Here is a 10,928-nt window from a genome sequence, read left to right on the forward strand (position 1 = left end):
ATGCGGCGGACGCCTGATCAAAACCTCTCCAAACCGGCCCGGGGCGCGTGGGATCACCACCGTCTCCACCGGCAGGGAACCGGCAGCGCAGCGGTGCTGCTGGCCGGGTTTTGCACGGGCGCCGTTGTGGGCGGCTGGGTCACGGATGGGTTTGGCGTTTATGCAGTGGGTGCGGTTGGAGCTCTGGCGTTTTGGTGCATCGGATTCTGGATCTCTCGGCGCCGTCAACGCGGCAGGGATGGTCTGAAATGACTGCTGTTCCTTTGCATAACGGGCCTTTGCGGCTGTTCTGGTGGAAAGGTACGCCGAACTTCGGTGATGCCCTGTCGCGCATCGTGACGGCGCATGTCTCAGGGCGTGCGGTGCAGCACAGCCGCCCGGCGCAGGCGGATCTGTTTGCGGTGGGGTCGATCCTGCAGATCGTGCGCCGGAATTTTTCGGATAAATCCACACCGAAAGACAACGCACCGTGGATCTGGGGGAGCGGTGTTTTGCACCATATTCCCCATGGGTTCCTTGAAAATGTTCAGGTGGCCCTGCTGCGCGGTCCGGTAACTGCGGCCTTGCTGGGATTACAGGCAAACCGGTTCGGGGATCCGGGGCTTCTGATCGCGGATGCCCTTGGCGACAAGCCGACGCGGGGCGACCGTATCGGATTGGTACCGCATCACAGCCAGATCGACGATCCGATGGTCCGGGCCGTTGCGGCCTCCGATCCTGCCTTCGATCTGATCGATCCCCGCAGGGAGCCCGAGGTGGTGTGCCAACAGATCGGCGCCTGCCGCCATGTCTTTGCGTCGTCGCTGCATGGGCTGATCACGGCGGACTCCTATGGCGTGCCCTCCACGTGGGTTTGGCCCGGTGATCAGGGATATCTGAAATACCACGACTACGCTGCCTCGATCGGGCGTGCGATGATCGCGCCAGAGGCATGGGAAGATATTCCCGGCCTTGCGCGCGGCCTGCACCACGACGACGGGCCGCTTCCCCACGCCGATGGGATCGCTGCGGCTCAGGCCGCGCTTTATGACACATTTCCCGCCGCGTTGCGGAGCCACCAGGCTCTGGCGGTGGATCCGACAAAGAAAACGAATACAGGCGCGGCCACGGCCGTGCACTCAGGATAAGAAACGAGGAAATCATGCTGGAAATCAAAAACCTGCAAGTCAAACTTGAAGAAGAGGATAAGCAGATCCTCAAAGGTGTGGACCTGACGGTCGAGGCTGGCAAGGTACACGCGATCATGGGACCGAACGGGTCGGGTAAATCGACCCTGTCCTATGTTCTGTCCGGTAAGGACGGCTATGAGGTAACGGGCGGCACGGCGACGCTGGAGGGTGAAGATCTGCTGGATCTGGAGCCGGAAGAGCGCGCGGCAGCTGGCCTGTTCCTGGCGTTCCAGTATCCGGTCGAAATCCCCGGCGTCGGCAACATGACCTTCCTGCGCACCGCCGTGAACGCGCAGCGCAAGGCGCGCGGCGAGGACGAACTCTCCGCTGCTGATTTCCTGAAAGAAGTCCGCGCTAAGGCCAAGGATCTGAAGATCGACGCCGACATGCTGAAACGTCCGGTCAACGTCGGTTTCTCCGGCGGTGAGAAGAAGCGCAACGAGATCCTGCAGATGGCGATGCTGGGCCCCAAGATGTGCATTCTCGATGAAACTGACTCCGGGCTCGACGTCGACGCGATGAAGCTGGTGGCTGATGGCGTCAACGCGCTGCGTGACGAAGGTCGTGGTTTCCTGGTGATCACCCACTACCAGCGCCTGCTGGATCACATCAAACCGGATGTGGTGCACATCATGGCCAATGGCCGCATCATCAAAACCGGCGGCCCCGAGCTGGCGCTTGAGGTGGAAAACAACGGTTATGCCGACATCCTGGCAGAGGTGGCGTAAATGGCGCTTCCCGAGGTAAAACAAACAGCTACGGATGCGCGGCTCGCCGCGCTGACGCTGCCCGAGGGTGGCTGCCTGGAACCGGCACGCCGCGCTGCGCTGTCCCGCGTGCAAACGCTGGGTCTGCCTGGTCGCCGCGATGAGTACTGGAAATACACCCGCCCTGAGACGCTGACCTCGGCCGAGGTGATGCCTGCCGCCGTCTTTGACGCGGGCGAGCCGCCGATGTTCGATGAATTCGACAGCCTGAAGGTGGTCTTTGTCGATGGCGTCTTTGACGCCGAGGCCTCGGATGATCTGGCGCTCGAAGGCGTTCAAATCGACCGGATCGCCGATATCTGTGGAAAAGATATACACTGGGCCAAGGACTTGTACGGTGTTCTTGAGGCACGCGGCCAATCCCCGGTTGCTCGCCCGCTTGCGGCGCTGAATACGGCCTTTGCCGAGGATGGTCTGGCGATCCACGTGACCGGCACCCCTTCCAAGCCGATCAACATGGTCTATCGCCACACCGAGACCGGTTCGGATGCAATCCTGCACCACGTCATTCTTGTGGATGCCGGCGCCGAAGCGACGATCCTGGAAAATGGTCCGGCGGCGGCGCGGTTCAATAAATGCATGGAGATTGACATTGCCGACACCGGAAAGCTGCATCTGGTGCGTTCGCAGGGCCGTGATCACGAACGCCGCGCGGCCACGCATCTGTTTGCCCGGCTCGGTACGGAATCGCAGCTCAAGGCCTTTACCCTCACCGTCAACGGCGTGCTGACCCGTAACGAGGCGGTGATCGAGCTGACCGGCGACGATGCGATTGCGCATATCGCGGGCGCCTGCGCCGGTGATGGCGACTTCCATCACGATGACACCGTGTTCATCACCCATGACGCGGTGAATTGCGAAAGTCGTCAGGTCTTCAAGAAGGTTCTGCGCAACGGGGCAACCGGTGTGTTCCAGGGCAAGATCCTGGTCAAGGAAGGCGCACAGAAAACCGATGGCTATCAGATCAGCCAATCGCTGCTGCTGGATGACGACAGCCAGTTCCTCGCCAAGCCCGAGCTGGAGATCTACGCCGATGACGTGGCCTGCTCGCACGGTTCCACGTCTGGCGCGATTGACGAGGATGCGCTGTTCTATCTGCGTTCGCGTGGGGTGCCGGAAGGTGATGCGACCGACCTGTTGACGCTTGCGTTCCTGGCCGAGGCCGTCGACGAAATCGAGGACGACACGATCGCCGAGGCAATCGTCGCGCGTCTCGAAGGCTGGTTGTCGCGGCGCCGCTGATGGCTGTGACAACTGACATTGTCGCCACATACCGGGGGCCGCGCCGTGTAATTGCGCGGCTCCTGTCTATGGGCCACCGCGAAGACCGGTTGTTGGCCTTTGTGATGTTTGGCTGCGCCATGGCATTCGTGGCGCAGATGCCCCGGCTTGCGCGTGAGGCCCATCTGACAGGGCAAGAACTGAACATGCTGCTGGGCGGCGCACTTCTGGGACTGGTCTTCATGGCGCCACTGGCGCTTTATGCCATGTCTTTCGTGCTGCATCTTCTGGCGCGTATGCTGGGCGGGCAGGGTGAGGCTTATCGCTCTCGTCTGGTCCTGTTCTGGACGCTTCTGGCCTCCAGCCCGCTTTTGCTGCTGAACGGATTGGTTGCCGGGTTCATCGGACCTGGTCCGGCGCTCAACAGTGTTGGATTGCTCTGGCTGGCGGTTGTGCTGTGGTTCTGGCTGTCCGGCATGATCGAAGCCTATTGGACCCGCACATGACCCCGTTCTTGAACCTTGCACTGCTGACCCTGCGTAGCCCGGCCAAAGCGGCCGAGATCGTTCTTGCCCAGCAGTGGCGGGGCGAGGCGGTCTGGACCGGTCTCTTGCTTGTGGCCGTGCTGAATGCGCTGACCCATGCGCTGATGCTGTGGCTGTTTCCGGTGGCGCAGGAACTGGCGTTTCTCAATATGTCGCCGACCGCGCTGGTGGGGCTTTCTGCCGGGCTTCTCGTGGTCTTTTCCGTGGCGGTGACCTTTTGTGGTCGACTGATCGGTGGGCAGGGTGGCTTTGCCCAAGTTCTTCCGGTGATGATCTGGCTGCAACTGGTCCGTGTTGGCATTCAGGCCGTGGTGATCGTGGTGACGCTGCTCTCCGCCGGTATCGGCGCGTTGCTGAGCCTGCTGGTTAACGTGTTTTTGATTTACGTGCTCCTGCATTTCGTGAATGAGGCGCATAGGTTCAATTCCCTGTGGCGCGCCTTTGGCGTGCTGGTGATGGCGAGCCTTCTGGCCCTCTTTACTCTGACATTCGTTTTGGGTCTTCTTGGCCCAGCCAAACTGGGACTGCCCGCTTATGTATGACGTCAACACGATCCGATCCGATTTCCCGATCCTGTCCCGGCAGGTGAACGGCAAGCCGTTGACCTATCTGGACAACGGCGCCTCGGCGCAGAAGCCGCAGGTGGTGATCGATGCGATCACACGGGCGTACTCGGAAGAATACGCCAATGTTCACAGAGGCTTGCACTTCCTGTCTAACCTGGCGACCGAGAAGTATGAATCCGTGCGGGGTGTCATTTCCCGGTTCCTGAACGCAGGTGATGAGAACACAATCGTGCTGAACTCTGGCACCACCGAGGGTATCAATCTGGTGGCATACAGCTGGGCGATGCCGCGGTTTGAACCGGGGGATGAGATCGTTCTGTCGGTGATGGAGCATCACGCCAATATCGTGCCTTGGCATTTCCTGCGCGAACGGCAAGGCGCCGTTCTGAAATGGGTGGATACCGCGCCGGACGGCAGCCTTGATCCGCAGGCTGTGATTGATGCCATCGGTCCGAAAACTAAACTGGTTGCCATCACCCAATGTTCGAACGTGTTGGGGACCGTGGTGGATGTTAAGGCGGTGACCGAAGGCGCCCACGCCAAGGGTGTTCCGGTTCTGGTCGATGGTTCACAAGGCGCCGTGCACATGCCAGTCGATGTGCAGGATATCGGCTGCGATTTCTATGCCATCACCGGGCACAAGCTTTATGGCCCCTCGGGATCGGGGGCGATCTATATCCGCCCCGAACGGATGGCGGAAATGCGTCCCTTCATCGGCGGGGGCGACATGATCCGCGAAGTCACGCGCGATACGGTCACCTACAACGATCCGCCGATGAAGTTCGAAGCCGGCACGCCGGGTATCGTGCAGACCATCGGGTTGGGTGTTGCGCTGGAATACATGATGGGTATCGGCATGGAGAACATCGCCGCCCATGAACGCGATCTGTGCAATTACGCGTCAGAGCGGCTGAACGGCCTCAACTGGATCAGTGTTCAGGGGCAGGCACCGGGCAAGGCGGCGATCTTCAGCTTGACTATGAACAATGCCGCGCATCCTCATGATATTTCGACCATTCTCGACAAGAAGGGCGTTGCTGTCCGGGCCGGGCAACACTGCGCAGCGCCGCTGATGGATCACCTTGGTGTGGCGGCGACCTGCCGTGCGTCCTTTGGAATGTATAACACAAGGGAAGAGGTCGACACGCTGGTCGATGCGCTGGAACTGGCGCACGAGTTGTTCTCATAAAACATCGCGTTCCCGGCCCCGGGTGATCGGAGCCGGGAACCGAGTCGACTTATGCCGTCGCGCCGCCCAGCAGATCCATGCGGGGCATCAGATCCAGCAGGTGTCGCGAATACTCATGCGCGGGGGCCTCGAAAAGAGTTTCTGCCTCCGCGATTTCGCAGATCTGGCCGTTCCGCATTACCGCAATCCTGTCGCACATCTGACGGATCACCGGTAGATCGTGACTGATGAAAATCATGGTCAGGCCCAGTTCCTCTTGCAAGTCTTTGAGAAGGTTCAGGATTGTTGCCTGCACCGAGACATCCAGCGCCGATGTCGGCTCATCACAGATCAGGATTCGCGGGCGCGACGCCAGCGCCCGGGCGATTGAGATACGCTGCCGCTGACCGCCTGAAAACTCATGCGGATAGCGCAGCCCGGCGGCGGCGCCCAACCCGACATGATCCAGAAGATCGCCAACCACCCTGCGGGTTTCCCTGTCGCTGTCGGTCATCCGGTGATAACGGATTGGCTCGGCCACGATATCGAACACCCGCATCCGCGCATTGAGCGAGGAATAGGGGTCTTGGAATATCATTTGCAGCGCCCGGCGGGCCTGCTGCGCCGGGGCGCTGTTGGGGTGCGAGCTGACATCTTGGCCCAGCACCCGGATGGAACCGGAATCCGGGCGATAAAGCCCCGCGATCAGCCGCGCAATGGTGGACTTTCCTGAGCCGGATTCCCCAACGATGCCAAAGGTTTCCCCTTCGGCGACCGAGAATGTCGCCTCATTCACGGCCCTCAGCATGCGCCGGTTCCCTTTGAACAGCGATTTTTGCAGCACGAAGGACAGGTTGAGGTTTTGCACCTCCACGGCGGCGCTTTCCTGACGGTCACTGCGGGCCTGTCCCAGCCAATGGTTCTGAATGTCGATCCGGCTAAAGGGTTTGTTGTCGCCTTCGATGTAATCGACCGAGGTGAACCGCTCCAGCTTGCGGTCGGCGCGCGGAACAGCGGCGATCAGGGATCGGGTGTATTCGTGATTGGGGGCGCAAAGGATCTGCGCGACATCACCGGTCTCCACCACTTCGCCGCGGTACATTACCACGACCCGATCGGCGATATTGGCAATGACACCAATGTCATGGGTTACGATGATGACGCCCAGATTGCGCTCCCGGCAAAGCCGTTTCAGCAGATCAAGGATCTGAGCCTGGATCGAGACATCAAGCGCGGTTGTCGGCTCATCCGCGATGATCAGATCGGGATCGCCGGCAAGGGCAAGGGCAATGACCACCCGCTGACGCATGCCGCCCGAAAACTGGTGCGGATAGGCGCGCAGCCGTGCCTTGGCCTCGGTAATGCCGACCTGTTCCAGTAGTTCCACCGCACGGGCTTCGGCCTTGGCATCCTTCAACCCTGTGGTTTTTTCAATCGTTTCAACCAGCTGCGCGCCGATGGTCATCAGGGGATTGAGCGAGGTTTGTGGATCCTGGAAGATCATCCCGATCCGGTCGCCCCGGATCCGGCGCATCTCGTCCTCGTCGCGCCCACGCAGCTCTTCGCCCTGAAACAGGATCGAGCCGCCCGCAACGCGCCCAGGCGCCTCCAAGAGGTCGATGATGGCATTGCCAATGGTGGATTTACCGGCGCCGGATTCCCCGACCAGACCGACGACTTCGCCCGGCTTCACGGTCAGCGACACATTGCGCGCCGCCTTGACCGTGCCGCGGCGGGTAGGGAACTCGACATCGAGCCCTTCGATTTTCAAAAGTTCTGTCATCTCAGTTTCGGATTGAGGGCATCACGCATCCAGTCGCCAAGCAGGTTCACTGCAAAGACCAGAACGACCAGTGCGATTGCGGGAAAGAAGGTGATCCACCACAGACCGGAGAAGAGGTATTCGTTGCCAACCCGGATCAGGGTGCCAAGCGACGGCGTGGTGGGCGGGATGCCCTGTCCAAGGAAAGACAGGGTCGCCTCTGAAATGATCGCGAGGGCAAGGCCAATGGTCGCGATCACCAGAACCGGGCGCAGGGTGTTGGGAAAGATGTGACGGATCATGATCAGCCAGCGGGGCAGGCCGATGATGCGCGCCGCCTGAACGTATTCCTTGTTCGCCTCGACCAATGTGGCGCCGCGGGCGACGCGGGCGAATTGCGGCCAGTCGGTCAGGCCAATGGCGATAATCACAACGTAGATGGCGAATTCGTCGCGCAGCTCCAGTGGCAGTACGGCGCGGCCGATGCCGTTGATCAGGATCGCCAGCAGAATGCCGGGAATGGTCAGCTGTACATCGGCGATACGCATGATTACCGCATCGGTGACGCCGCCGACATAGCCGGAAATCACCCCCAGCGTGACGCCCAACACCATGCCAAGGCAGACCGCAGCCAGCCCCACGATGATCGACAGGCGCCCACCGTAAAGGATCGTCGACAGCATGTCGCGGCCTTGGTTGTCGGTGCCCAGCAGGTATTGCGGTTGCCCGCCTTCGGCCCAGGCGGGGGGCAGCTTGCCATCCCAAAGCGAGATTTGCGCCGGATCAAAGGGATCAAATGGCGCGAGAACAGGGGCAAAAACGCAGGCCAGGATCATCAGAACCGTGATCACGGCGGCAATCACCGCCCCCGGTGAATGGAAAAAGGACCAGACGATGTCATTGTCCTTGAAACGCTCCCAGCGGGTGGCCGGGCGATCGATTGGAAGGCTCATCAGGACCCCAGACGGATACGTGGATCGACGACGAAATAAAGAATGTCGACGATCAGATTAATCAGGACGAACAGCAGCGCCACGAAGACAAGGTAAGCGGCCATGATCGGCACATCGACGAAATCGACGGCCTGGATGAACATCAGGCCGGTGCCGGGCCATTGAAACACGGTCTCGGTGATCACCGAAAAGGCGATCAGCCCGCCGATATTTAGGCCGATGATGGTGATCACCGGAACCAGCGTGTTGCGCAGCGCGTGACGAAAGTTCACCGCCCGTTCAGACAGGCCACGGGCGCGGGCGAACTTGATGAAATCGGTGCGCATGACCTCCATCATCTCGGCCCGCACCAGACGCAGGATCAACGTCAGCTGAAACAGCGACAGGGTAATCGCGGGCAGGACGATGGCGCGCCAGCCATCGCTGGTCAGCAGTGATGTCTTCCACCAGCCAAGGTCCACTGTACCGCTGCGCCCCGAGGACGGCAGCCAGCGCAGATGCACGGCAAAGACATAGATCAGCGCGATGCCAATGATGAAGGTTGGCAGACTGACCCCGATCAGCGATGTCGACAGGATGACCCGGCTGACCCAGGATTTGCGCCGGATACCGGTATAGACACCCAGTGTAATTCCAGCCGCCAAGGCTATGATTGCACTTACAAAAACCAGCTCTAGCGTCGCGGGTAACCGCTCCAGGATCAACTCATCCACGGGGCGCTTGATCCGGTAGCTGAGGCCGAAATCGCCGCTGAGGATATTCCCCATGAAGCGGGTGTACTGCGTCAGGATGGGGTCATCGAGCCCCAGCTGCTGACGGATTTCGATCCGCTGTTCGCGCGTGGCATCCTGTCCGACCATATTGTTGACCGGATCGCCGACGAAGTTGAACAGGGAAAAACTGATGGCCGAGACGACAGCCATGACAAGCAAGGACTGCGCCAGCCGTTTGAGGATAAAGAATGTCATTGAGCCCCCGGAGCATAGGGGCGGACGCCAGGCCCGCCCCGTGACTCAATTTACTTCATGACCGCGAAACGGGGACGGAAGGCATCATCCGCCGCGATCGCGATATCGACCTTGTCCGAGATGCCCCATGCCAGAACCTGGTGGTGGATCGGCACATAGGGAATGTCGGCCTTCACCAGATCCCAGGCCTCATCAATCAGCGCGGTGCGCTTGTCGATGTCGATCTCGGTGGTGATTGCGTCAGTGATCTCGTTCACGCGAGCGTTGTCATAGCCGGTCGCGTTCCAGGACCCTTCGCCATCCAGCAGGTAGGAGAAGACATAGTGGCTGTCGAGCGTCGGAACACCCCAGCCCAGCATGTAGAAATCCGATTCACGCTTCTGGATCTTGGGGAAGTGCTGCGCCTTCGGAATCGCGTCGAGGTTCACCTTCACGCCAATCTTGGCCAGCATCGCCACGGCCGCCTGACAGATCTTCTCATCGTTGTTGTAGCGGTTGTTGGGGCAGTCCAGCTGGATCGAGAAGCCATCGGGATAGCCAGCCTCGGTTAGCAGGGATTTCGCTTTTTCCGGATCAAAGCCGTAGGAAGCGTCGTTGTCCGGCGTATTGCCCAGAACACCCGGCGGGGTGATCATACCGGTCGGGAAGGACAGGCCTTCCATGACGACGCGCTGGATCGCGGCCTTGTCGATGGCCAGATTAAAGGCTTCGCGTACCCGCTTGTCCTTGAACGGATTTCCATCCACATCCGAGCTGCGCAGCTTGTCGACACCCTGATCCATGCCGAAGAAGATCGAGCGGATCTGGGCCACGGTTTTGACGCCGAGCCCATCGGCGGCCTCGATACGTTTGAGATCCTGCAAGGGCGGATCCAGCACGAAGTCGACCTCACCCGACAGCAGCGCAGCAACGCGAGTCGCGGCATTGGAAATCGGCCGATATTCGATCTTGTCGATATTGCCGGGGAACATATCATTGCCCCACCAGGCGGCGTTGCGCTCCAGCACCGTCAACTCATCCGGGGCGCGGCTGACCAGCGAAAACGGGCCGGTGCCATTGGCATTGCGCACCGCATAGGTCTCTTCCTTGGCCTTGAAGTCCTGCGGGGCGGTGACGTTGTTCGCCTCTGACCAGCCCTTGTCCATCATATAGATCGAGGTCAACTGGTTCGGCAGGATCGGGTTCGGGCCATCGGTCATCAGCTTGACGGTGTAATCGTCAATGACCTCAACCGAGGTCACGTTCTTGGCCTGCTCTTTGTAGTCGGAGGCTTCGTGGTTGGCGCGTTCGAAGGAAAACACCACGTCTTCAGCGGTGAAATCCGCGCCATCATGGAATTTCACTCCCTCGCGCAGCTTGAAGGTCCAGCCATCTGATCCGGCTTCCCAGCTTTCGGCGAGTTCAGGTTGCAGGGTAAGGTCTGCATCGCGGGTAACGAGCGATTCATAGATCTGCCCGTTCATCGCGATTGTGGGGCCTTCGTTTTGCGAATGGGGGTCCATGGTCAGAGCGTCGCCCTGGCTTGTCCAACGCAGGACATTCTCGGCCAGCGCGGGGCTTGCCGCCGTCATCGCCAGAAGCGAGACGGTAAATAGTCTTGTGAATTTCATTTTGATCTCCCTGTTGCATTACCGAACTCCCAACCTGTCCCGGCGGTGAGCTCAAACTGTCATACGTAGCGGTATTCTCCTTTTGGAATGCATTTCGGATCATGTTGGCGGCTAATGCTTCACCGATCAAGCCTGTTGCGTGTTTTGGGCCCAACGCGGCTAGGTTGAGGCGGGAGAGCTCAAACATTGAGCAGTTTAT

Annotated in this window: 10 protein-coding genes; 6 read left to right on the forward strand and 4 right to left on the reverse strand. The window is 60.1% G+C overall.

The annotated features are described in order from the left end of the window. The first annotated feature begins 248 nt into the window (after window positions 1-248). From SM764_RS15175 to SM764_RS15200, 6 genes are read left to right on the forward strand one after another with little or no spacing between them, the layout of a single operon-like run. Complete coding sequence (locus SM764_RS15175) at window positions 249-1,127, forward strand: polysaccharide pyruvyl transferase family protein (RefSeq protein ID WP_369002168.1); 879 nt, start codon at window positions 249-251, stop codon at window positions 1,125-1,127. A gap of 14 nt (window positions 1,128-1,141) precedes the next feature. Continuing rightward, complete coding sequence (sufC, locus tag SM764_RS15180; protein ID WP_065270321.1) at window positions 1,142-1,897, forward strand: Fe-S cluster assembly ATPase SufC; 756 nt, start codon at window positions 1,142-1,144, stop codon at window positions 1,895-1,897. Further along, entirely contained in the window at window positions 1,898-3,178 is a 1,281-nt protein-coding gene (locus tag SM764_RS15185) for a SufB/SufD family protein (protein WP_369002169.1), read from the forward strand. Then, window positions 3,178-3,663: a YIP1 family protein gene (locus SM764_RS15190; protein ID WP_274834174.1), complete on the forward strand. Its 486-nt coding sequence runs from the start codon at window positions 3,178-3,180 to the stop codon at window positions 3,661-3,663. Before SM764_RS15185 ends, SM764_RS15190 begins: the two co-directional genes overlap by 1 nt. Then, entirely contained in the window at window positions 3,660-4,244 is a 585-nt protein-coding gene (locus tag SM764_RS15195) for a YIP1 family protein (protein ID WP_274834173.1), read from the forward strand. The genes SM764_RS15190 and SM764_RS15195 overlap by 4 nt, the downstream gene beginning before the upstream one ends. After that, the gene (locus tag SM764_RS15200; protein WP_065270317.1) at window positions 4,237-5,457 is read left to right on the forward strand and encodes a cysteine desulfurase; all 1,221 of its coding nucleotides are present in this window, start codon (window positions 4,237-4,239) and stop codon (window positions 5,455-5,457) included. Before SM764_RS15195 ends, SM764_RS15200 begins: the two co-directional genes overlap by 8 nt. Window positions 5,458-5,506: 49 nt before the next feature. Here the strand turns inward: SM764_RS15200 and SM764_RS15205 are convergent, their stop codons facing one another. The 4 genes from SM764_RS15205 to SM764_RS15220 are packed head-to-tail and all read right to left on the reverse strand — an operon-like array spanning window position 5,507 to window position 10,729. Then, a complete protein-coding gene (locus SM764_RS15205; protein WP_369002170.1) occupies window positions 5,507-7,219 on the reverse strand; it encodes a dipeptide ABC transporter ATP-binding protein in 1,713 nt (570 codons plus the stop codon). Continuing rightward, complete coding sequence (locus SM764_RS15210; protein WP_369002171.1) at window positions 7,216-8,151, reverse strand: ABC transporter permease; 936 nt, start codon at window positions 8,149-8,151, stop codon at window positions 7,216-7,218. The genes SM764_RS15205 and SM764_RS15210 overlap by 4 nt, the downstream gene beginning before the upstream one ends. Next, the gene (locus SM764_RS15215; RefSeq protein WP_369002172.1) at window positions 8,151-9,119 is read right to left on the reverse strand and encodes an ABC transporter permease; all 969 of its coding nucleotides are present in this window, start codon (window positions 9,117-9,119) and stop codon (window positions 8,151-8,153) included. Before SM764_RS15215 ends, SM764_RS15210 begins: the two co-directional genes overlap by 1 nt. Window positions 9,120-9,169: 50 nt before the next feature. Next, window positions 9,170-10,729 (reverse strand): ABC transporter substrate-binding protein, encoded by a 1,560-nt coding sequence (locus SM764_RS15220; RefSeq protein WP_274833622.1) that lies wholly within the window; start codon window positions 10,727-10,729, stop codon window positions 9,170-9,172. Between the last annotated feature and the right edge of the window lie 199 nt (window positions 10,730-10,928).

The organism is Pseudophaeobacter sp. 1A16562 (genome assembly GCF_041008785.1).
Lineage (GTDB): Bacteria > Pseudomonadota > Alphaproteobacteria > Rhodobacterales > Rhodobacteraceae > Phycobacter > Phycobacter gallaeciensis_A.